The organism is Mycetocola sp. 2940 (genome assembly GCF_040548835.1).
In the GTDB taxonomy this organism is placed as follows: domain Bacteria; phylum Actinomycetota; class Actinomycetes; order Actinomycetales; family Microbacteriaceae; genus Mycetocola_A.
Window position 1 is genome coordinate 309,783 of sequence record NZ_JBEPSK010000001.1, and the last position, 21,092, is coordinate 330,874.

Annotated in this window: 22 protein-coding genes; 4 read left to right on the top strand and 18 right to left on the bottom strand. The window is 64.9% G+C overall.

Going from position 1 to position 21,092, the window contains the following annotated elements:
* Window positions 1–68: 68 nt before the first annotated feature.
* From ruvB to thrS, 8 genes are all read right to left on the bottom strand, one after another.
* Window positions 69–1,094: a Holliday junction branch migration DNA helicase RuvB gene (gene ruvB, locus ABIE24_RS01485; protein ID WP_354496104.1), complete on the bottom strand. Its 1,026-nt coding sequence runs from the start codon at window positions 1,092–1,094 to the stop codon at window positions 69–71.
* Window positions 1,091–1,717 carry a Holliday junction branch migration protein RuvA gene (gene ruvA / locus ABIE24_RS01490; RefSeq protein ID WP_354496106.1) on the bottom strand — a complete coding sequence of 209 codons (627 nt, stop codon included), beginning with the start codon at window positions 1,715–1,717 and terminating at the stop codon, window positions 1,091–1,093. Before ruvA ends, ruvB begins: the two co-directional genes overlap by 4 nt.
* A 715-nt stretch (window positions 1,718–2,432) precedes the next feature.
* Window positions 2,433–2,996, bottom strand: a complete 564-nt coding sequence (gene ruvC, locus ABIE24_RS01495; protein WP_354496108.1) for a crossover junction endodeoxyribonuclease RuvC — start codon at window positions 2,994–2,996, stop codon at window positions 2,433–2,435.
* Between the two features lie 3 nt (window positions 2,997–2,999).
* Complete coding sequence (locus ABIE24_RS01500; RefSeq protein ID WP_354496110.1) at window positions 3,000–3,761, bottom strand: YebC/PmpR family DNA-binding transcriptional regulator; 762 nt, start codon at window positions 3,759–3,761, stop codon at window positions 3,000–3,002.
* A gap of 62 nt (window positions 3,762–3,823) precedes the next feature.
* Window positions 3,824–4,429 (bottom strand): pyridoxal 5'-phosphate synthase glutaminase subunit PdxT, encoded by a 606-nt coding sequence (gene pdxT / locus ABIE24_RS01505; protein WP_354496112.1) that lies wholly within the window; start codon window positions 4,427–4,429, stop codon window positions 3,824–3,826.
* Entirely contained in the window at window positions 4,419–5,321 is a 903-nt protein-coding gene (gene pdxS, locus ABIE24_RS01510; protein WP_354496114.1) for a pyridoxal 5'-phosphate synthase lyase subunit PdxS, read from the bottom strand. The genes pdxT and pdxS overlap by 11 nt, the downstream gene beginning before the upstream one ends.
* A gap of 58 nt (window positions 5,322–5,379) precedes the next feature.
* Entirely contained in the window at window positions 5,380–5,973 is a 594-nt protein-coding gene (locus ABIE24_RS01515) for an HIT family protein (protein ID WP_354496116.1), read from the bottom strand.
* A complete protein-coding gene (gene thrS / locus ABIE24_RS01520) occupies window positions 5,961–7,883 on the bottom strand; it encodes a threonine--tRNA ligase (RefSeq protein ID WP_354496427.1) in 1,923 nt (640 codons plus the stop codon). The genes ABIE24_RS01515 and thrS overlap by 13 nt, the downstream gene beginning before the upstream one ends.
* A 236-nt stretch (window positions 7,884–8,119) precedes the next feature.
* Here thrS and ABIE24_RS01525 point away from each other — a divergent pair, with 236 nt between their 5' ends.
* Window positions 8,120–8,935 carry an alpha/beta fold hydrolase gene (locus ABIE24_RS01525; RefSeq protein ID WP_354496118.1) on the top strand — a complete coding sequence of 272 codons (816 nt, stop codon included), beginning with the start codon at window positions 8,120–8,122 and terminating at the stop codon, window positions 8,933–8,935.
* Here the strand turns inward: ABIE24_RS01525 and ABIE24_RS01530 are convergent.
* The gene (locus ABIE24_RS01530) at window positions 8,907–10,079 is read right to left on the bottom strand and encodes an AI-2E family transporter (protein ID WP_354496120.1); all 1,173 of its coding nucleotides are present in this window, start codon (window positions 10,077–10,079) and stop codon (window positions 8,907–8,909) included. The genes ABIE24_RS01525 and ABIE24_RS01530 overlap by 29 nt on opposite strands.
* A 183-nt stretch (window positions 10,080–10,262) precedes the next feature.
* On the opposite strand from ABIE24_RS01530, the gene ABIE24_RS01535 reads away from it, so the two are divergent.
* Window positions 10,263–11,438: a zinc-dependent alcohol dehydrogenase gene (locus tag ABIE24_RS01535; protein WP_354496122.1), complete on the top strand. Its 1,176-nt coding sequence runs from the start codon at window positions 10,263–10,265 to the stop codon at window positions 11,436–11,438.
* A gap of 111 nt (window positions 11,439–11,549) precedes the next feature.
* Window positions 11,550–12,641 carry a winged helix DNA-binding domain-containing protein gene (locus ABIE24_RS01540; RefSeq protein ID WP_354496124.1) on the top strand — a complete coding sequence of 364 codons (1,092 nt, stop codon included), beginning with the start codon at window positions 11,550–11,552 and terminating at the stop codon, window positions 12,639–12,641.
* Window positions 12,642–12,649: 8 nt separating this feature from the next.
* Here ABIE24_RS01540 and ABIE24_RS01545 read toward each other — a convergent pair whose 3' ends face one another.
* The 9 genes from ABIE24_RS01545 to ABIE24_RS01585 form a co-directional block, all read right to left on the bottom strand.
* Window positions 12,650–13,381 (bottom strand): type II secretion system F family protein, encoded by a 732-nt coding sequence (locus ABIE24_RS01545; protein WP_354496126.1) that lies wholly within the window; start codon window positions 13,379–13,381, stop codon window positions 12,650–12,652.
* A gap of 125 nt (window positions 13,382–13,506) precedes the next feature.
* On the bottom strand, window positions 13,507–14,463 hold the full coding sequence (locus ABIE24_RS01550; protein WP_354496128.1) for a type II secretion system F family protein: 957 nt from the start codon (window positions 14,461–14,463) through the stop codon (window positions 13,507–13,509).
* A complete protein-coding gene (locus tag ABIE24_RS01555; protein ID WP_354496130.1) occupies window positions 14,460–15,959 on the bottom strand; it encodes a TadA family conjugal transfer-associated ATPase in 1,500 nt (499 codons plus the stop codon). The genes ABIE24_RS01550 and ABIE24_RS01555 overlap by 4 nt, the downstream gene beginning before the upstream one ends.
* Complete coding sequence (locus tag ABIE24_RS01560) at window positions 15,956–17,392, bottom strand: CpaE/TadZ family protein (protein WP_354496132.1); 1,437 nt, start codon at window positions 17,390–17,392, stop codon at window positions 15,956–15,958. The genes ABIE24_RS01555 and ABIE24_RS01560 overlap by 4 nt, the downstream gene beginning before the upstream one ends.
* Window positions 17,389–18,129: a Flp pilus assembly protein CpaB gene (cpaB, locus tag ABIE24_RS01565; RefSeq protein WP_354496134.1), complete on the bottom strand. Its 741-nt coding sequence runs from the start codon at window positions 18,127–18,129 to the stop codon at window positions 17,389–17,391. Before cpaB ends, ABIE24_RS01560 begins: the two co-directional genes overlap by 4 nt.
* Window positions 18,130–18,138: 9 nt before the next feature.
* On the bottom strand, window positions 18,139–19,116 hold the full coding sequence (locus ABIE24_RS01570; protein WP_354496136.1) for a TadE/TadG family type IV pilus assembly protein: 978 nt from the start codon (window positions 19,114–19,116) through the stop codon (window positions 18,139–18,141).
* On the bottom strand, window positions 19,104–19,493 hold the full coding sequence (locus ABIE24_RS01575; protein WP_354496138.1) for a TadE/TadG family type IV pilus assembly protein: 390 nt from the start codon (window positions 19,491–19,493) through the stop codon (window positions 19,104–19,106). The genes ABIE24_RS01570 and ABIE24_RS01575 overlap by 13 nt, the downstream gene beginning before the upstream one ends.
* A gap of 100 nt (window positions 19,494–19,593) precedes the next feature.
* The gene (locus ABIE24_RS01580) at window positions 19,594–19,770 is read right to left on the bottom strand and encodes a Flp family type IVb pilin (protein WP_354496140.1); all 177 of its coding nucleotides are present in this window, start codon (window positions 19,768–19,770) and stop codon (window positions 19,594–19,596) included.
* 196 nt (window positions 19,771–19,966) lie between these two features.
* Window positions 19,967–20,143, bottom strand: a complete 177-nt coding sequence (locus ABIE24_RS01585; protein ID WP_354496142.1) for a Flp family type IVb pilin — start codon at window positions 20,141–20,143, stop codon at window positions 19,967–19,969.
* 239 nt (window positions 20,144–20,382) lie between these two features.
* Between ABIE24_RS01585 and ABIE24_RS01590 the strand changes: the two genes are divergently transcribed.
* Window positions 20,383–21,018 carry a prepilin peptidase gene (locus tag ABIE24_RS01590; protein WP_354496144.1) on the top strand — a complete coding sequence of 212 codons (636 nt, stop codon included), beginning with the start codon at window positions 20,383–20,385 and terminating at the stop codon, window positions 21,016–21,018.
* Window positions 21,019–21,092 lie beyond the last annotated feature (74 nt).

The window sequence follows — 21,092 nt, forward strand, 5'->3', positions numbered from 1 at the left end:
GTTCTGTGAAGCCTTCCGCGATGAGCTCATCGCAAGGTTGGGGGTGGAGCCGAGAGGCCAATTAAGAATTATAGAACATCGGGCAGAAGAGAACCCTGAGCGCGAGCCACCCCGAAGTGGGCAAATGCTTCAGGGGTCGCCATCCGGCCGCGTGGAGTACGTGTGATGAGCCCGATCCGGACCAGGAACGGTTCGACGACGCTCTCCACGGTCTCTGCTTCTTCACCGACCGAGACGGCGAGAGTGTTGAGCCCCACCGGGCCTCCCCCGAACCGCGTGAGCATGATCTCCATCACCGCGCGGTCAAGTCGGTCCAGCCCCAGGTCGTCGACGTCGTAAAGGTTGAGCGCGGCACGGACGGATGCCTTGTCTGCGTCGGTGCGGTGGACGAGGACGTAGTCGCGCACCCGACGCAGCAACCGGTTCGCGATGCGCGGGGTGCCACGGCACCGCCCGGCGATTTCGGCCAGCGCGTCGTCGTCGATCGGAAAGTTGAGCATCCGTGCTGCACGGTGCAGTACCTGCTCGAGTTCTGATGCGTCGTAGAACTCCAGGTGGGCGGTGAAGCCGAAACGGTCGCGCAACGGGTTCGGGAGCATGCCCGAGCGCGTCGTCGCTCCGACGAGGGTGAACGGGGCCAGGTCGAGTGGAACAGAGGTCGCGCCCTGTCCTTTGCCGACCATGATGTCGATGCGGAAGTCCTCCATCGCCAGGTACAGCATCTCCTCCGCGGAGCGGGCCATCCGGTGGATCTCATCGATGAAGAGCACTTCACCCGGCACGAGGCTGGAAAGCACCGCCGCCAGGTCGCCAGCGTGCTGAATCGCGGGACCGCTCGACATCCGCAGCGGTTTCTGGCTCTCGTGCGCGACGATCATTGCGAGCGTGGTCTTGCCGAGGCCGGGAGGACCGGCGAGCAGGATGTGATCCGCGGTGCGACCCTGGATGGCTGCGGCCTTGAGCAAGAGCTCGAGCTGGCCACGCACCTTGGTCTGCCCAACGAACTCACCGAGGCTCTGGGGGCGGAGGGCGCCTTCGAACACCAGCTCGGCGTCGGACTCGGGCGCCGGGTCGGTGAGGTCGAAGTCGCTCATGCGCGTGCCGTCGATGCTGAGCTGTGCTGGGCCGGCCCGAGCTGCGCGAGTGCGAGGCGCAGGAGGGTCTGCACCGGGAAGGCGGCGGCATCCGGGGTGGAGGAGAGAACGCTGTCGACGGCATCCGCGGCGATCTTCTCCGACCAGCCCAGTCCGACGAGGGCGACGACCACCTGGTCTCCGGCCGGGGTGACTGCGGCGGCACGCGCGGCCGGTTCGGCGTGCGCGATGAGCTTGCCCGCCAGGGAGACGACGATGAGCTTCGCGGTCTTGGGTCCGATCCCGGACACTTTGCGGAAGGCGGCGTCGTCTTCGGCGGCGACGGCAGTCGCGATCTGGCCGGGGCCGAGCACCGACAGGACGCCGAGGGCGGATTTGGGGCCGACCCCGGTGACGCCCGTGAGGAGGTCGAAGACGGCGAGTTGCTCGCGGGTCTCGAAACCGAACAGGCTCATCGAGTCTTCGCGGACGATGAAGGAAGTGTGGACGAACGCCTGGTCGCCGACGCGCAGCGCGAGGGCATGCTCCGGCGTGACCTGCACGGCGTAACCGATCCCGCCGACCTCGATGATGACGTTGCCGCCCACGGCTGAGAGCACTGTTCCACGTACGCTTGAGATCACTGTTCCAGCCTACGTGGGGCCTCCGACAGAGCAGGGATCGCCACGCTGCCGGGGAACGGACGGCGAGTGGTTTTCGTCCGTCCCGAATGTCGGGTTCCGCTTCGGAGTGCCGGCAGATGGGACGGATGAACCGTGGTCGGGGCGTTGGGCGTTGGGCGTTGGGCGTTGGGCGTTGGGCGCTGGAAGCGGGTGCGGCGCGCGGCGCTTCGGTTCCGGTGACGCGAACGCACGTTTTGAGGCGTTTTCGGGGCCTTTGCGTCACCGGAAGGCGGTGCGGAGTGCGGGACTCCGGTTCCGGTGACGCGAACGCACGTTTTGAGGCGTTTTTCGGGGCCTGCGTCACTGGAAGGGCGTGTGGCGCCCGGGACTTGGGCATTCGCGTCAGCTGAAGCGCTCCGGCGGCGCAAACCGGGGATTCGTTGGACGCAATAGCCGGTTTCCCGGCCGTATTCCCGGCATCAGGGTCACCTGAAGCCTGGTCGGAGGGAGTCGATCGGCCGCGGATGCTCCGTAGGTGTCACCTGTGTCTCCAGCGTCTTGTGGCGTCGCCGGGTGATCTGCTCCGAGTTCGTTGGACGCAAAGGACGGTTTCGCGGCTGGATTTCCAGCATTCGGGTCAACTGAAGCGCCGCGCGGCCACACGGGCCGACGCTCGCGGGACGCGAATGCCGGTGCCGCCACCGTACGCCTGGTACCCGGCCCAACCGAGCCACACCTACCGGCCGCGAGACGCCTTCTCCGCCTTCGCCCAGGCCTCCTGCGCGGGGGTGAGGGTGGTCGCCGCTCCCCCGGGCGCCGGGATGCCGCCACGCCAGGCGTGGCAGATGGCCAGGGCAAGCGCGTCAGCGGCGTCGGCTGGCTGTGGGGGCTCCGCCAGTCCGAGAACCCGGGCCACCATCGTCGCAACCTGCTTCTTGTCGGCAGAACCGTACCCGGTGATCGCTGCCTTCACCTCCGAGGGCGTGTGAAGCCCGACCCGCAGGTTGCGTTTCGCCGCGGCGTGCAACGCGAGCCCTGAGACCTGGGCAGTGCCCATCACGGTGCGGAGGTTGTGCTGGGCGAATACCCGCTCAACGGCGACCGCCTGGGGTAGGAACTCGTCGAGCGCCTCGTCGATGCCCCGCCCAATGACGAGGAGTCGCTGGTCGATCGGCGTGTCGAGAGCGCTTCTGACGACCGAGTACGACACCAGCCGAGCCTTCCGGTTGGGCTCGACGTCGACGATTCCGATCCCGCAGCGGGTGAGGCCGGGGTCGACGCCGAGCACCCGGAGGGTCACCGCTTAGTCGTCCTGCGTCTGAAGTTCAGCCTGGACCTCGGGCGACAGGTCGTAGTTGCTGTAAATGTTCTGCACGTCGTCGGAGTCCTCGAGGGCATCGATGAGCTTGAAGATCTTGCGGGCCGTCTCGGCATCCACCTCGACCTTGAGGTTCGGAACAAAGGCTGCGTCAGCCGAGTCGTAATCGATGCCGGCCTCCTGCAGCGCCGTTCGCGTGGCGACGAGGTCGGACGGTTCGGTGATGACCTCGAAGGTCTCCCCTTCGTCGACGACCTCTTCGGCCCCGGCGTCGAGGACCGCGGTGAGGATGTCATCTTCGGTCGTTCCGGCCGCGGGCACGACGATGATGCCCTTGCGGGCGAAGTTGTACGCAACGCTGCCCGGGTCACCCATGGTGCCGCCGTTGCGGCTCATGATGGTGCGCACGTCGGCGGCCGCACGGTTCTTGTTGTCGGTGAGGCACTCGATCAGGAGCGCGACGCCGTGCTGCGCGTAGCCCTCGTACATGATCGTCGTGTACATGACGGATTCGCCCGACAGGCCGGCCCCACGCTTGACGGCGCGATCGATGTTGTCGTTCGGGACAGAGGTCTTCTTCGCCTTCTGGATGGCGTCGACCAGCGTCGGGTTGCCTGACAGGTCGGCGCCGCCCATCTTCGCGGCGACCTCGATGTTCTTGATGAGCTTTGCGAACGCTTTGGCACGGCGCGAGTCAGTGATCGCCTTCTTGTGCTTCGTCGTCGCCCACTTGGAGTGTCCGGACAATGTGCTCCCTTACTGGATGTCTAACCGCCCCAGTCTAAATCACCGGAGCCGAATTGCCGGGTTCAGCCCGCGTGTGCCCGAACCCTGTCGAGGAAATACGCGTGAAAGCGGATGTCACCGGTCACCTCGGGGTGGAACGACGTGCCGAGCAGATTGCCCTGTTCCACAGCGACGACGCGACCGTCAGCGAGTGAGGCGAGAGCGGTTGCGGCCGGTCCGACCGTGTCCACCACCGGCGCGCGGATGAAGACGGCGTGCACAGGCTCGTCGCCGAGGACCGGAACGTCGAGGTCGGTTTCGAACGAGTCGAGCTGGGAACCGAAGGCGTTGCGCCGCACCGTGACGTCGAGTCCACCGAGCGACTGCTGCCCGGCGATACCGCCGACGATGCGGTCGGCGAGCATAATCAACCCAGCGCAGGTCCCGTAGACGGGAAGCCCCGAGCGGATCGCCTGCTTCAGCGGTTCGGCGAGCCCGAACGTCCTGGACAGCTTGTCCTGGACGCTCGACTCACCGCCGGGCAGGATCAGCCCGTCGACGGCCGCGAGTTCCTCCGGCCGCCGGACGTGCACGACATCAGCACCGAGCCCGCGCAGAACGAGCGCATGCTCACGGAAATCACCCTGGAGGGCGAGGACTCCGACGAGAGGTGTGCGGCTACCAGCCACGTTCGGCGAGGCGGTGCGGCGCGGCGAGATCGGACACGTTGATGCCGACCATGGCTTCGCCGAGTCCGCGTGACACCTCTGCGATCACGGAGGCGTCGTCGAAGAAGGTGGTGGCCTTGACGACGGCCGCGGCGCGCTTCTCGGGGTTGCCGGACTTGAAGATGCCCGATCCGACGAAGACGCCGTCGGCGCCGAGCTGCATCATCATTGCGGCATCCGCCGGAGTGGCGACGCCGCCGGCGGTGAAGAGCACGACGGGGAGCTTGCCGGTCTCGGCGATCTCGACGACGAGGTCGTACGGCGCCTGCAGTTCCTTGGCCGCGACGTACAGCTCGTCCTTCGACATGGAAGTCAGCTGGGCGATCTCGCTTCGGATCTTGCGGATGTGCTTGGTCGCTTCGGAGACGTCGCCGGTGCCGGCTTCGCCCTTCGAGCGGATCATCGCCGCGCCTTCGTTGATCCGACGCAGGGCTTCACCCAGGTTCGTCGCACCACAGACGAATGGCACGTTGAAGTCCCACTTGTCGATGTGGTTGACGTAGTCGGCGGGGCTCAGCACCTCGGACTCGTCGATGTAGTCGACGTTGAGCGCCTGCAGCACCTGCGCCTCGACGAAGTGGCCGATGCGTGCCTTCGCCATGACGGGGATGGAGACCTCGGCGATGATCGACTCGATCAGGTCGGGGTCGCTCATGCGTGCGACGCCACCCTGGGAGCGGATGTCTGCGGGGACGCGCTCGAGGGCCATGACGGCGACCGCTCCGGCGTCTTCGGCGATGCGCGCCTGCTCGGCTGTGACGACGTCCATGATGACGCCGCCTTTCAGCATTTCTGCAAGGCCGCGCTTGACGCGGTTGGAACCCAGTTCGCCGGTGTTGGTGCTGTTAGTCATAGAAATCAATCCTAGATCGTTGGGAGAGGAGAGCGTGCCGCTGGGCAGCGGCACTGGTTCAGTTGGTGGGCCAGGCGTCCGCGATGGCTGCGCGTACGTCGCCGAGCAGTTGCGGCAGCGCCTTGGTCTTCGCGATGATCGGCAGGAAGTTCGCGTCCTGCGCCCAGCGGGGCACGATGTGCTGGTGGAGGTGGCCGGCGATGCCGGCACCGGCGACGATGCCCTGGTTCATCCCGATGTTGAAGCCGTCGTTCCTCGACACGCTGCGCACGACGGTCATCGCCGTCTGGGTGAGCGCGCCGATCTCGGCCACTTCTTCGGCTGACGCCTGGTCGTAGGTCGGGATGTGGCGGTACGGGCAGACGAGGAGATGGCCGCTGTTGTACGGGAACAGGTTGAGCAGGACGTAGGCATGCTTCCCGCGCGCGACGATGAGGGCATCCTCGTCGTTCATCTGCGGCGCATGGCAGAACGGGCAGTCGTCCTTGTCTGGCTGCTGCCCGTGCTGGATGTAGACCAGCCGGTGCGGCGTCCACAGCCGCTGGAACTCGTCCGGAACCCCGGCGAGGTGCGCGGCTGCTTCCACGGAGTCGGCCACAGGCGCCGACTGCTCGTGCGGTTCCGCGTGGTCGTCCAGTCCTAGTCGAGCCATGCGGTCGACACCTGCGCATGGCTTGCGATGGACGACACGATCTTCTCGATCGCCTCGTCGACGGGGATGCCGTTGAGTTGCGTTCCGTCACGGAACCGGAAGCTCACCGCGCCATTGGCGCGGTCGTCTTCGCCGGCGATGAGCTGGAACGGAATCTTCGCCTTGGTGTGCGTGCGGATCTTCTTGGGCATCCGGTCATCGCTGTGGTCCACCTGGACACGGACGCCGCGCTTCTTCAGCTTCGCGGCGATCTCGTCGAGGTAGGGGGCGTACTCCTCAGCGACCGGGATGCCGATCGCCTGGATCGGTGAGAGCCACACCGGGAACGCGCCGGCGTAGTGCTCGAGCAGGATCGCGAAGAAACGCTCAACCGAGCCGAGGAGCGCGCGGTGGATCATCGCCGGCTGTTGGCGAGTGCCGTCGGCGGCCGTGTACTCGAGTTCGAACAGTTCGGGCTGGTTGAAGTCGAGCTGCACGGTCGACAGCTGCCAGGTCCTGCCGATGGCGTCGCGTGCCTGGACGGAGATCTTCGGACCGTAGAACGCTGCCCCACCCGGGTCGTTGACGAGTTCGAGGCCTGAGTCGATGGCGACTTCCCGCAGGGTCTGCGTCGCGCTCTCCCAGATCGCGTCGTCGCCGACGAACTTCACCGGGTCCTTGGTCGAGAGCTCGAGGTAGAAATCGTGGAGACCGTAGCCGCGAAGCGTCTCGAGCACGAACTGCAGCTGACGGCCGACCTCGTCCTTGATCTGATCCTGCGTGACGTAGATGTGGGCGTCGTCCTGCGTGAGGCCGCGCACCCGGGTCAGTCCTGAGAGGGTTCCGCTCTTCTCGTAGCGGTACACGGTGCCGAACTCAGCAAGCCGAAGCGGGAGTTCCCGGTAGCTGCGCCCGCGCGCCCGGAAGATCAGATTGTGCATCGGGCAGTTCATGGGCTTGAGGTAGTAGTCCTGGCCCGTCTTGGTGACGTTGCCGTCGGCATCCGTCTCTTCGTCGATGTGCATCGGCGGGAACATACCGTCGCGGTACCAGTTGAGGTGCTGGCTCGTTTCGAAGAGGTGACCCTTGGTGATGTGGGGCGTGTTGACGAGTTCGTAGTCGTTCTCGATCAGCTGTTCGCGGAGGTAGTTCTCGATCTCGGAACGGATGATTCCGCCCTTGGGGTGGAACACCGCCAGGCCGGACCCGATCTCGTCGGGGAAGCTGAACAGGTCGAGCTCGGCACCGAGCTTGCGGTGGTCGCGTTTGGCGGCTTCCTCGAGGCGCGACTGGTACGCCCGCAGCTCGTCTTTGGTCGGCCAGGCCGTTCCGTAGATGCGCTGGAGCTGGGGGTTCTTCTCCGAACCGCGCCAGTAGGCGGCGGCGACCCGGGTGAGTGCGTAACCGTTCCCGATCATGCGGGTGTTCGGCAGGTGCGGGCCGCGGCAGAGGTCCTTCCACTCCGTCTCCCCTGTCTTCGGGTTGACGTTGTCGTAGATGGTGAGTTCCGCTCCCCCGACCTCGACGTTCTCGTTGTCGGCGCCCTCGGCCGGTCCGCCTTTGAGGCCGATCAGCTCGAGCTTGAACGGTTCGCTCGCGAGCTCTTCGCGCGCTTCGTCGTCAGTGACCACGCGGCGAACAAAGCGCTGGCCCTGTCGGATGATCCGGTCCATTTCCTTCGACAGGGCCTTGAGGTCCTCGGGTGTGAAGGATTCGGGCACATCGAAGTCGTAGTAGAAACCGTCGGTGATCGGAGGGCCGATGCCGAGCCTGGCGTCCGGGTTCACCTTCTGCACGGCCTGGGCGAGCACGTGTGCTGCGGAGTGCCGGAGGATGCTGAGCCCGTCGGCGGAGTCGATCGTCACCGCTTCGACCTCGTCGGTGTCGGTGAGCGTCGTCGCGAGATCCTTCAACTCGCCGTTGACGCGCATCGCGACAACGGAACGGTCGGTAAATCTTTCGAATCCGTCAGACACGTAGGTTTGCTCCTCTTAGTTGTAAAGACTCTCCAACTTTAGCGTCGTCGGGGATCGCGTTCGTGCGTTCAGCCGCTTGCGGCCGTTGCGGCTTAGAGTGAACCCACCCGACGACGTGAGAGGAACCACGACGTGTCCTATCCCCCAGTACTTTCAGCACCCATGCATGCTGCCTTCGAAGGAACGCGGTCGTGAGGGCCGACGATCGAACCACCTTCGTCTTCGGCGACCTCACCATGCTCGTGAAGCGGTGGGATGCCTCGCCGGGGGCGGGCAGTCAGGCTTTCGTCCTCGTGCACGGGATTGGTGTGTCGTCGCGATACTTCGAGCGTCTTGCCGGCGAGCTCTGCCGCTTCGGCACCGTCCACGTCGTCGACCTGCCCGGGTTCGGTGCCGCCCCGCGCCCCGAACGCCAGCTGACGGTCGAAGCCGGCGCCGCGCTCCTCGCCGAGTTTCTCCGGTCGGAGGGCCTCGCCGGCGCGATCCTTCTCGGACATTCGATGGGAACCCAGTTTGTTGTCGAGACCGCTGCCGTGCATCCGACAGGCGTCGCAGGAATCGTGTTGGCCGGCCCGGTCGTCGACGAGAGGGCGCGGATGCCGTGGCAGCAGGGCATGCGCCTCGCGCGGGACACGCTGCGGGAGACGCCGGTCGCGAACTGGATCGTGGCGACGGATTACGTGCGCAGTGGCATCCGCTGGTACCTCACCGAGCTTCCGGTGATGATCGGGTACCGGACCGAGCAGAGACTGCCGCTCGTGTCCGTCCCCGTGCTCGTTCTGCGCGGCGAACGTGACCCCATCGCCCCCCGCGGCTGGTCGGCCCGGCTCACGGCGACGGCGCGGAACGGCAGGCTCGTGGAGGTGCCCGGTGCGGCGCACGTCGTTCAGCACACGAAGGCGGCGGAAGTCGCAGAGATCCTCGCCGGCTTCGCGACGGATGCCGTGGCATCCGTTTCGCGAGAGGCCGCGATGCCGCCTACGGCGCAGGCGGAGCAGGGGTTGTAGCGCTCGCAGCAGGAAGCGCCCGATCCTTCTTTTTCTTCTTCTTCTCGGGGCGCTCGAGCGAGGGATCGGGACCGTTCCAGACCTTGACGATCGCCCACGCCACGGCCGCGATCGGCACCGACAGCACAGCACCGGTGATTCCGCCGAGGATCGTTCCCGCGGTGAGCGCTACGAGGATGACCAACGGGTGAAGCTTGAGCGACTGGGCCATGACGGTGGGCTGGAGGAAGTTGCCCTCGAGCTGGTTCACGACGATCGCGGCGATGATGACCATGAGCGCCGTGAACGGGCCGTTCTCGGTACCGACCAGCGCGACGAGGGCGGCGAGGATGCTGGCGACGGTTGCGCCGACGATCGGGACGAAACCGCTGAGGAAGATGATCACGGTGAGCGGAAGGGCGAGCGGAACGCCGAGGATGAAGAGGACGGCGCCGATGAAGACCGCGTCGACCAGGGCGATGAACGCTGTGCCGCGCACGTAGCCGCCGAGGACCCGCACGCCGGTGTGGCCGATCCGCTTGCCGCGCGCGAACCGTTCGCCGTGCAGGGGCTTGAGGAAGAAGTTCCAGATCGAGTCGCCGTCTTTCAGGAAGAAGAAGAGGATGACGACTGCGAGGAGCGCGCCGGTGACGAAGTTGGCGGCGGCCGACACCCCGGCGAGGGCACCTGTGCCGAACTGGCTGCTGGTGAGGAACTCGATCGTCGCGTCGCGGGCATCCTGGATCTGCTGCTCGTCGATCGGAAGCGGACCATCCTCCAGCCAGGTCAGAAGCTGGTCGAATCCCTGGACCGCTGACTTCGCGAGTTCGTCCCACTGGTCGCGGACAGCGAACACGATCAGGGTGATGATGCCGCCGAAGACGATCGTTCCGCCGAGGAGCGCGACCCACGCGGCGAGCAGGTTGGACATGAACCGGCGGAGCCAGAGGATCACCGGTGCCGCTGCGGCGGCGACGATCAGGGCGATCAGCAGCGGGATGACGACCAGCTTGAGCTGCACCATCGCGTAGACGAGCACGCTGCCCAGCGTGATGATGACGAGGAGTTGGATGCTCCGGGTGCCGAGGTAGCCGACCCGGTCCGTCCACAGCTCGCGCAGGGTCGGCTTCGGGGTCTTCGGACGTGCGTCGATGTCAGCGCTCATGAGTGCAGCCTAGTTACTGCATCCCTCGGCGAATGGTGCGTTGCGCGGCGTGTGCCCGCGCGGTAGGCAGAAGTTTTTCTCTCCCTTCCCGACGCGGTCGAGGGCGCGCCCGGTCACGCTACTGGGCGGGCATGGCACCGTCAAGGCATCGACGCGCGCGCCGGAGAGGCGTAGGAAAGGGGCATGAAGGCACTCACCTGGCAAGGAAAACGTTCCGTCTCCGTTGAGACCGTCCCCGACCCTCGTATCGAGAAACCCACGGATGTCGTCATCCGGGTGACCTCCACCGCGATCTGCGGTTCCGACCTGCACCTCTACGAAATGCTGGGCCCGTTCCTCACCAAGGGTGATGTGCTCGGCCACGAGACGATGGGAGTCGTCGAAGAGGTGGGGTCGGCGGTGACCCGGCTCTTCCCCGGCGACCGGGTGGTGATCCCGTTCGTGATTGCGTGTGGCGACTGTTACATGTGCACGCGCGGGCTGCACACCCAGTGCGAGACGACGCAGAACACCGAGAAGGGCACGGGCGCGACCCTCTACGGGTACACCGAGTTGTACGGGTCGGTTCCCGGCGGGCAAGCCGAGCGCCTGCGGGTCCCACTGGCGGACTTCAACGCCACGAAGGTGGGCCATGACCTGCCCGACGATCGGTACCTCTTTCTCAGTGACATCCTTCCCACCGCCTGGCAGGGTGTCGTCTACGCGGACCTGCCGTCCGACGGCATCCTCGCGGTGATGGGCCTTGGGCCGGTCGGGCAATTCGTCGGCCGCATCGGAAAGTACCTGGGGCATCGCGTGCTGGCGGTCGAACCCGTGCCTGAGCGCCGCGAGATGGCGGAGCGGTACGGCATCGAGACGTTTGACCTGACCGACGACGTCGTCGAGCAGATTCGCGACGCGACGGACGGTCGGGGCGCCGACTCCGTTGTCGAAGCGGTCGGCATGGAGGCGCATGGAAACCCCGGTGCGGCGTTCGCCCAGAGCGCGGTCAACCTGCTGCCGGACGCCCTCGCGAAGAAACTCATGGACACGGCAGGCGTCGATCGTTTGGCGGCGTTGTATGCGTCACTCGACTCCGTCCGCCGCGGCGGCACCGTGTCGCTGAGCGGTGTCTACGCCGGCGAAGCAGACCCGATGCCGATGAAGACCCTGTTCGACAAGCAGGTGAGCATCCGGATGGGACAGTGCAACGTGCAGCGGTGGAGGGACGAGTTGATGCCCCTCGTCGAGGACCCGAGCGACCCGCTCGGTGTCGAGGACCTCGTCACCCACCGGGTGCCCCTCGAGAAAGCCCCGCAGATGTACGAGATGTTCCAGAAGAAGGAGAACGGCTGCATCAAGGTTGTGCTGAAGCCGTAGTTCGCTGCCGCAGTCATCCGTTTCGGACGAGGTCACCCGGTGGGCCAGATGACTGCGACCGGAACGGATGACCTCGCCGCCGGTTGGCTGTGATCGGGACGGAGGAGGCAGGTGGATCCGCTCGACATCGTCCGCCGCAGGCTCGTTTCGCAGCGCCTCGCCGGCGAGCCGTTCGACACCGTGGCGGATGCCGTCGGCTGGCTGGGGGCGGTGCAGGCGCAGGAGTTCGCCGAGGCCAAGTGGTCACTGGCGGAGCGGGTTCGGGACTGCACCGATGCGGACGTCGAGGAAGCGTTCAGCCGGGGTGACATCGTGCGGACGCATGTGCTGCGGCCGACCTGGCATTTTCTTACCCGGGAGGATGCCCGCTGGATCCTGCGGCTGACTCGCCCACGGGTCCACGCGCTCAACGCGTACTGGTACCGCAGAGCGGAGCTCGACGACGGAGTGTTCGCCCGGGCAGATGGCGTCTTCGCCGGTGCCCTCGCAGGCGGAGCAACCCGGACCCGGGCGGAACTCGCGGCTCGACTTTCGGAGGCTGGTATCGAAGCGGCTGGTCCGCGGCTGGCCTACCTCCTCATGCACGCCGAGCTCAACGAGCTGATCTGCAACGGTCCGCGCCGCGGGCGCCAGCACACCTACGCCCTCTTCGACGACCGTGTTCCCGTGTCAGCCGGCGACGAGCGGCCCTACGAGTCCGCCCTCGACGAGTTCGTGTTCCGCTACGTCCGGAGTCACGGGCCCGCGACGGTCCGGGACTTCACGACCTGGTCGAGCCTCCCGGTGCGCGACAGCCGTGCGGCACTGGCGCGGCTGGAGGACAAGATCGAGTCGGTCGTGGACGAGAACGGGATCGCGTGGTTCTCAGCGCGCGACGCGGCATCCATCCCACTGCGGCCCGACCGTCTGACCGGTGCCTTCCTTTTGCCGATGTACGACGAGACGATCGTCGCGTACCAGGACCTGCGGGTCGTTCTCGCCCACGCGGCGTCCCGGGCGGACCTGATCGAGCGCGCGATCGTGATCGACGCCCGGACGGTGGGGTCGTGGAAACGCACGCTCACCAAAGACGGCCCCGCTGTCGCAGTCACACTCTTCGGCGAACTAACCGAGATCCAGATGTCACTGCTGCAGGATGCGGTCGCCCGGTTCGGCCGTTTCCTCGGGATACCAGCGACGCTGGAAATCCGCGCGCTGTCGTGAGCGACGGATCAGGTGAAAGCCGCGATCATGCCAAGCGCAGCCGGTGTGAGCAGCACGATGAACAGCACGGGCAGGATCGTGAAAATCAGCGGGAAGAGGACCTTGACTGGGATTTTCATCGCCTGCTCTTCCGCTCGCTGGCGCCGCCGTAGCCGCATCTCGTCCGCCTGAATACGCAGCACCGATGCAATTGCAATCCCGTACGTGTCCGCTTGGACCACCGAGCGCGTGAACCGGCGAAGGTCGGGCGACGTCGTGCGGTCCCCGAAGGCCTGGTAGGCGTCCTTGCGGGCCCGCCCGATGCTCATGTCCTGCAGCGTTCGGATGAACTCTTCTGCGAGCGGCCCCTTGCCGTTTGTCGCAGCTTTTGCCATCGCCGCTTCGAACCCGAGCCCGGCTTCGACAGCGATCGTCATTTGGTCGAGAGTGTCGGCAAGGGCGTTCTGGATGTCTTCCTGTCGCTTCTGTCCCTTGTTGTACAGGAGGAGGTCTGGGAGAAAGATGCAGAGTGCCGTGAGGACAAGCCCACCCAGAAATCGCAATGGCACCGGGTCACCGCTGATCCAGACGAGCGCGATGAGGCCGCCGACGGTCGCGAGGACAGGCTTGGCTATGAGGATGCGGTCAATCGTCCACGACGGGGGCCGCCCCGCCAGGGCGAGATGACGATCTAGCATCGCCAGGTAACCCTTCGGCGCGCTTGCGCGGAGCGTGGCGGCGGCAGATCGGGGCGCTGCCACCGGAGGCAATCCCTCGGCCGTGTGGCCGGCAACCTGCCTGCGCCCCCCTGCAACGAGGATCCCGACAAGGACGCCGAACCCGCCGGCGATGGCCAGCGACGCGAGTATGGCAATCATGGTGGCTCCTAAAACTTCACCTTGACGACGGCCATCATCCAGAATGAGCCGACGATGAGCAAAATCACAGCGACGATGAGGGCGAGTATGCCCAGGATGTTGCCGAAGAAGGCATCGAGGTACGAAGGCTGGAGCAAAAGAATGAAGAGGAAAACGACAATGGGCAGAAGGATGAGAATCCAGGCGGACATCTTCCCCTCCGCAGCCAGGCCCTTCACCTGCCGTCGGATCTGATTGCGCTGGCGAATGGTATGACTGACCTGGTCGAGCACCAACGACAGGTTGCCGCCCACCTCACGGTTGATGGCAATGGCCTGCGCCACCCACTCGAAGTCCTCGCTGCGCATCCGCGTCGCCGTGTTGCTCAGGGCATCCCCCAGGTCTCGCCCGATGCGAGTTTCATTCACAACGCGCGCGAATTCCTCAGAGGTTGGTGACTCGGTCTCCTGGGATGCCGCATCCACCGCGCGGAGGAGACTGTGACCGGCGCGTAGCCCGCCCGCCAGGAGCGTGAGTGATTCATCGAGTTGGTCCGCGAATCTTGCGCGCCGCTTCGAAGCCCTGATATTGAGCATTATTGTGGCGCCCAATGGAGCGAGTGCCGCGAAGATGATCATCGCAGGAAACATCCACAGGGTTCCGATGGTGGCGACCAGACCGACGATCGCGAGGACCAGTCCGGCAGCGATCACCATTATGAGGAACGCTGACGGTTTCATCCGGATGCTCGCCTGTTCGAGCTGCTCGGCGCTGAATGGGGCTCTTCCGCGGCGTACGATCGCGCCGTCGATGGCGCCGACGGTCCGGTCAGTCAGTCGGGTAAGTCCTGAGGCCTGGATGTCGCCCGGCGCCCGGCGTCGTTCCACCGGGATCCGCGGGGCAGGAGGAGCGATCACTACGAAGACCACGGTGAGGATCGCGAGCAGGCTTGCAACCGCCCCGGCGACGAACAGGATCTCGTTCATCGCATGTCCCGCGAGGCCAGGTTCGCCTGGAAGACGTGCGGTGAGAGGTGTATTCCCAGCTCAGCGAAGTGCTCAGCGAATCGCGGTCGGACACCGGTGGCAACGGCGTGCCCGAGCAGCGCTCCGTCGAATCCGATGCCTGCCGAGTGGTCGAAGACGAATGCGTCTTGCAGAGTCACGACGTCTCCCTCCATCGACTGAACCTCGGTCACGTGGGTGATCCGGCGGGACCCGTCCTTGAGACGGCTGATCTGCACGATCACGTCGATCGCCGAGGCGATCTGTTCCCGAATCGCCCGCAAGGGCAGATCCATTCCCGACATGAGCACGAGAGTCTCCAGGCGGGAGATGGCATCACGCGGGGAGTTCGAGTGCACTGTGGAGATCGAGCCCTCGTGTCCAGTGTTCATCGCCTGCAGCATGTCGAGAGTTTCGCCGCCGCGGCATTCGCCGATAACGATGCGATCCGGTCGCATGCGGAGGGAGTTCCGCACGAGGTCGCGAATAGTGACTTCGCCCTTTCCTTCGATGTTGGACGGCCGCGACTCGAGCCGGATCACGTGTTCCTGCTGCAGTTGCAGTTCGACAGCGTCCTCAATGGTGATGATCCGCTCGTCCGCGGGAATGAACCCGGAGAGCACGTTGAGAAGGGTCGTCTTGCCGGTGCCGGTACCGCCGGAGACGATGATATTCAGCTTCGCTTTGACGCAAGCATCGAGAACGGCGGCGATGTCCGGGCTCATCGTTCCGAACCGGATGAGATCGGTCACCGTGAACGGTTCACGTGCGAATTTCCGGATCGTCAATGAGGAACCATCCACGGCGAGAGGAGGGATGATCGCATTCACCCGCGAGCCGTCTGCAAGTCGCGCGTCGACGAGTGGGGACGACTCGTCGATGCGGCGGCCGACCCTTGCGACGATGCGCTCGATCACCCTCCGCAGTTGCGCTTCGCTGGAGAAGCGGGCGGGGTCCAGCCTGAGTCTTCCCGAACGCTCAACGAAAATCTGATCCGGGCCATTCACCATGATCTCCGTGACGGCATCCTCCGAGAGCAGGGCTTCGATCGGGCCGTAGCCGAGGACGTCGGCACCGATCTCGTCGATGAGCCGGGCGCGCTCCTCTGCGTTCAACGGCACCTTCTCCGCGGCGACGATGGTGCTCAACTCCGCCCTGGCGAAGGAGTGCAATTGTTCCTCCGACAGGTTCGGGTCGTTCAATCTGGCGCCGAGCCTTTCGAATAGCGCCTGCGCCGCCTTCTCCTTGAGTTCGAACAGAGGGTCGATTGGAAGGGGAACGGATGGGACCGCCGTAGCCGCAGCCGAAGTCACGGCTGCGGAGGCGCTTGCCGGCCCCACCGGAGCCGGCGGGTTGTCCGTCATTGCGCTAGGCGGGTGCGGTGTCGCAACGGCTACTGGACGCTGGAACGCCGTCCTGTCGGTTACCGAAGCATGCCCGTCACGACGGGCGGCGTCGACACGATCAGTGAGTTTCATTTGAGGGCCACCGTTCTAGCGTGCCGGCCCCGTGATCGGTCGACGGAGGGATCGAAGCGGCGTACGAGGGCCGAGTAGGCCTTCCACGCCGGATTCTTCGCTTTCTCCTGCAGAACGGGGATCCCGCGGTTCGAGGAGAGCACGACTGCCTTGGAACGTGGGACGGCGACGTCCATATGCACACCGGTTGTCGATTCGACATCCCGAACGGAGAGGCCGCTGTAACGATCGGTGCAGTTGAGGACGACGTGCCGCTCGAGTGGCATGATCCCGATCGAGGACAGCACCTCCAGATATTTGCGCAGGCCGCGTCCGCTGGTGACCGACATGCCGCAGATCGCAACCATGTCGTCGGCCCGTTCAATCGCTGCGAGGGTGTGCTCCCCTAGGCCCGGCGCCGTATCGACGACGACATAGCGGAAGACCTGCGAGAGCTGGCCGATGAGGTGGCTCAACTGCTCACCCGTGACCCGATCTCCCTCGATCGGCGACGGTGAACCGCAAATCGTGAAGAACCCCGAGGGATGGGGAGTGAGAAAGGTCTTGAGGATCATCGCATCGCTTGCTGCGACGTCCGACACCGCGTCCGGCAGGGAGTAGACCGGATCGAGCGCCAGCGCCGTCGCCACGTCGCCGAATTGAACGTCTGCGTCGACGAGGACCACTGACATCGGTGCGAGTCGCGCGAGTCCGATGGTCAGGTTCGTTGCGACCGTGGTTTTGCCCATTCCGCCTTTCGGAGACACGACCGTGATGATCTGCCCCCTGAATGCGGGAGACGTTGGCTGCAACTCGCCTGTGGCGGCTGGCCAGGTCTCCTCAGAGTCCTGCTGGGCCACCGTATTCGCGTCCACCGGCCCCCCCTGTTGATCAGGAGTCCCCCACTCCTCGTCGATGGAGGAGGCAATTGCTTCGTTGGACACGGAATCTTCGTCAGTCGGAGCGTCACTATCCGTCGGAGCGTCACTGTCCGTCGAAGCGTCACTGGAGAACCCATCAAGGTCGGATTCGCCAGCGGGGCGCGGATCGAACCGTTCTGCTTCAACCGGGGGCGCCTCGGATAGGCTGACCGCCAGGTTCTCGACCGCTGCCACCAGGGCCCGGTCATCCAGCCCGGGACTCGCTATTCCGTCAACCCTCATAGTCGTGAGCCACCTTTCGTTCTCCCAGTCCTTGCAGTCGCGCACGAGCATGATCTTGGTGCGCGGGTAGAGCGTGGATATACCAGCTGAGAATTCGTACGCCTGGGCGTAAGACAAGGCGGGTCCCAGTAGTGCTACCACGGGCTCATCCCCTGGCACCAGTCTCCGGAGTACAGCAGGCGCGCCCTTGGCGACGGAGTTGCCCATGATTGCGTCCATGTCGGTCCCGATCAGCGAGCGGAGCCGTGTTTCGAAGCGGCGGCTGCGGCTGATGAGCAGCACGCGGCTCATAGCGTAAACACCTTCCCACCGTCGATGGCGCGGGATCCGCTTTCGTCGGCCTCTTCAGGTTCGAGAGTCAGCCAGACCGAACCGAACTCCTGCCCCCAGACAATCTTCTGCACGTCGTCGGTTGGCCTCGCGAGGGTCACCATGATCGTGTCGTACGTCGCGTCGTCTGCTGCCGCGGCGGCTTCCTTGGCCTGGGTGGTCGATCCCTTCTGCACGTCAAGCACGAGGACCTTGTGGAAGATCTGCTCGGTGAACTGGATCTCCTTATCGTCTGGGGGCATCTTCAGCGTCGCGGACACGACGATCCCGACGGTGTCGCCAGCCTTGACGCTCCCGCCGACGACGTGCTCAACCGGGAGCGCGATGCTGAGCTCCTGCATGCCATCCGGGAGTGCCACGTCGCTGTTATCGCGATCTTCAGGAGCGACCCAGCGGTTTCTCAGCAGCTGCTCGCCGGGAACCAGCGCAACGTCAGAGACGGTACCGTCGAGTTGAGCCAGCTTTGTGACGCGTCCCTTAACCGCGGCAAGTGCGGGTATTTCTTTGACCTCAAAGTTTGCTACGGCGTCTTCGGCTTTGGTGCCGGCCGGGATCGCTTCCTTTACGACGTATACGGACACCATCTCGGCGCCTGCCGATGCGCGGGCGTCTGCGGTGCGGACGTAGCCGGTAAGCACGACGGTGCCGATCACAGCGAGTACCACGGCGAGGATTGCGCCGATCAGTCGTGTTTTCATGTCTTTCTCCTACCTGCTAAGCCGAATGATGGTAACGCCGAGGTCCGGCCCGCCGATCTCGACGCCAGCGGCATCCGGTGACACCCACTCGACGAAGCGTCCCTGGATGCCCTGGCAGGATCCAGTGCACGCCGGTGCTGCGGGATCGACATTGACGCGCCCACCGGTGAACCGCCAGCCGGTCACCTCAAACGCCGCGAAACCGTGGATACGGAAGGTGCCGCCGGCGCCTGTGCCGGTCCCTCCGTCGAAGATCGGGACGATAATGGTGCTGCCTTCCAGACTTGTCAGCACTGCATTACAAGCCGGGGTATTCGGGAACGCGATGCCCGGTCGACTTGGCAGCGTCTCGCGCTCGATGATGCCCGAGCATTCACCGGTGGCAACCAGATCGAGCCAGCCGAAGCCTCCGGGGATGGGATGCCCATCCGGACCGGGGCAGGGCGTATTCATGTCGATTCGAAACAGCTGCAATTCTCCGGTGAATATCCCGTTGACGTCGATCGCCCTTTCGAACTCGCACAAGGAAACTGCAAGCGGCAAGACAGTAGCGCTTGAAACCGGTGATCCCCACTCAGCTGTTGCCTCCGCTTCGACCGTGGAGAACTCCGTTCCGATCATCGCTGCGAACGGATGCCGCATGGCGGCGTCCCCCGTGGCAGCGTCTCTCGTGCTGGTTACGACGCGCACGCTGTTGGCCGTCGGATAGTTGATGCCGCCGACGTTTGCGGCGGCGTCATTCGCGTTGGCGTTAGCGAACGTCTGGGAAAGGCCCGCGGCATTATCACAGGAGTCGTCTAACGCGCAATCGTTGGCGATGGCAAGGGCTGCCGCGTCTGCGCCGTTCTGCAGTTGTGCCCGTTCTGCGTAAAGTGCGCCGACATCGAGAGCGATGGCCAGGAATCCGATCAGCGGGACCATGAGAAGGCCGACCATGACAGCGGTGGCTCCGCGGTCGTCGCGGATCCGTTCATTCAGCCACCGCATAGCATCACGCCCCGTCCGGTCAGGCCGAGAGCTGTACCGAAGAACCCGGTGATCAGTTCGGCGTTGTAGTCGATGGTGACAGTGACGGTGTCCCCTGCCCCGCAGTTCGCGGGGGTGATGGCGATGTTTCCCCCGGTCACGGCAGGGGTCACCCCCGGTGCAGCGTTGATCGCGGCCGCTCGGGCGACGCCCGGATCATTCTGGATGGCCATTACTCGCGCCCCTTCTCGAGCCGCGTTCGTGAGGGAGATCTGGGTGTTGAAGACGAGGCTGAACTCGATCAGCCCGAGGATGAGGAGGATGAGGACCGGCAGGACGAGCGCGAACTCAACAGCAGCGGCACCATCTTCGCTTCTGGAGATGCGGGTTTTGAACATCCGTGGTCCTTTCCTGGGTGAGATGGTGGTTCCCGATGTTGATCGGGAACCACCACTGCTCGGTTGGTCCGCTGCTGTGCGGATATTTGGCAAGTCGCGCTTAGAGACGACCGCCAATGTCGCGGAAGAGCCCGTCGAGCGCGCCTCCGAGGAAGGTCAGGGCGCCGATGATGAAGATGGCGATGAGCGACACGATCAGACCGTACTCGACGGCGGTTGCGCCTTCTTCGTTCTGCAGGCTGTTGATGCGGGCTTGGATGCGGGTGTAGAGCTTCATTGTTTTTCCAATCTGTTGTGGCAGCTGGTCCGGATCGACCGAGCAGGTAACGGCAAAGCTAGGCGGAACTGAGCAATCCTCACCAGATGAAAATCGTTCAAAGGACTAAACGTCGCCCGGTTGTGCGTTCAGATTCCTAAACGCCGGCTGCGCGTGCTCCGCTCTGGCATGACGCTTGAGGAGATGAGGCGCGTGGTCAGAGCGCCGCTGTGGCGCCATTGAAGATGCCGAGGAGCGCGGCTCCGATAGTTCCGATGGCGCCAATGATGAAGATGGCAATGAGTGAGACGACCAGGCCGTACTCGACGGCGGTCGCGCCTTCCTCGTGTCGCATGCCGTTGAGGCGCGCCTGAATGCGTTTATGGAGCTTCAAGGTTCTTCCAATCTGTTGGCAGCCGGTCCGGGTCGACCGTGTTGGCAAAGCTTGGCGCAAGCTGAGGGTCCCTCACGAGACGAAGGCGTTCAAAGATCTAAACAGGGACCTCTGGTGCGTTCGAATCCCTAAACGCTCCCGGATCGACCGTGCCGTCCCGCCGCGCCATGCGTGAGGTAGTCTCGCGGCATGATCAGCGGCAGGTATGAGTTTCCTCGTTCGTCTTCGCGCGCGCTGACATGACGCCGTTCTGGCTGGTGCCGGTTCTCGGGCTGATGGGCGGCATCGTCGGCGTTGCTTTGGGCGCCGTCACTGGCAGAGTCCTGAAAAGCCCACGGCACCTTCCGCTCCCCGCCCGCGTAGCGACTGCAGGCGCGACAGCATTTCTGTTTGCCCTCTCTGCGGCGCTGTTCGGTGCAGCATGGCTACTGCCGGCAATTTGCGTATTCGCTGCTGTTGCGGTCGTTCTCGGCACAGTGGATCTCATCGAGAAGCGGCTGCCGAACGCCGTCCTCTACCCGAGCCTCGGTGCGCTGGTCGTGCTGCTTGCCTGCACATCGTTGATGACCGGCGACTGGGCTGCGTTTCTCGGGGCGGTGTGTGCCGGCGCCGGCCTCTTCGCGCTCTACTTCGTGCTCGCGGTGATCTCGCCATCAGGCATCGGCATGGGCGACGTCAAGCTCGCCGCCTTGATCGGCCTCATGCTCGGATACCTCGGCTGGATGCCGCTCGTTATCGGCGGCACTGTCGGCTTCCTCATCGGCGGTCTGACGTCCCTGATCGCCCTGACGTCGGGCCGCGCGAGCCTGAAGACCGCGATTCCGTTCGGGCCGGCGATGCTCGCGGGCGTCTTCCTCGGGATGCTCGCAGCCTGACGGCACTCCATCCGCTGGGATGGCGCGTTTAGGAAGTTGAACGCCGATCAGCGATGCGTTCATGCATTTGAACG

Coding starts and splice junctions, on each gene's coding strand:
- ruvB (WP_354496104.1), bottom strand. CDS start 1,094: ATGAGCGACTTCGACCTCACCGACCCGGCGCCCGAGTCCGACGCCGAG.
- pdxS (WP_354496114.1), bottom strand. CDS start 5,321: ATGACTAACAGCACCAACACCGGCGAACTGGGTTCCAACCGCGTCAAG.
- ABIE24_RS01515 (WP_354496116.1), bottom strand. CDS start 5,973: ATGGCTCGACTAGGACTGGACGACCACGCGGAACCGCACGAGCAGTCG.
- thrS (WP_354496427.1), bottom strand. CDS start 7,883: ATGCGCGTCAACGGCGAGTTGAAGGATCTCGCGACGACGCTCACCGAC.
- ABIE24_RS01530 (WP_354496120.1), bottom strand. CDS start 10,079: ATGAGCGCTGACATCGACGCACGTCCGAAGACCCCGAAGCCGACCCTG.
- ABIE24_RS01535 (WP_354496122.1), top strand. CDS start 10,263: ATGAAGGCACTCACCTGGCAAGGAAAACGTTCCGTCTCCGTTGAGACC.
- ABIE24_RS01550 (WP_354496128.1), bottom strand. CDS start 14,463: ATGAACGAGATCCTGTTCGTCGCCGGGGCGGTTGCAAGCCTGCTCGCG.
- ABIE24_RS01555 (WP_354496130.1), bottom strand. CDS start 15,959: ATGAAACTCACTGATCGTGTCGACGCCGCCCGTCGTGACGGGCATGCT.
- ABIE24_RS01560 (WP_354496132.1), bottom strand. CDS start 17,392: ATGAGCCGCGTGCTGCTCATCAGCCGCAGCCGCCGCTTCGAAACACGG.
- cpaB (WP_354496134.1), bottom strand. CDS start 18,129: ATGAAAACACGACTGATCGGCGCAATCCTCGCCGTGGTACTCGCTGTG.
- ABIE24_RS01570 (WP_354496136.1), bottom strand. CDS start 19,116: ATGCGGTGGCTGAATGAACGGATCCGCGACGACCGCGGAGCCACCGCT.
- ABIE24_RS01575 (WP_354496138.1), bottom strand. CDS start 19,493: ATGTTCAAAACCCGCATCTCCAGAAGCGAAGATGGTGCCGCTGCTGTT.
- ABIE24_RS01580 (WP_354496140.1), bottom strand. CDS start 19,770: ATGAAGCTCTACACCCGCATCCAAGCCCGCATCAACAGCCTGCAGAAC.
- ABIE24_RS01590 (WP_354496144.1), top strand. CDS start 20,383: ATGACGCCGTTCTGGCTGGTGCCGGTTCTCGGGCTGATGGGCGGCATC.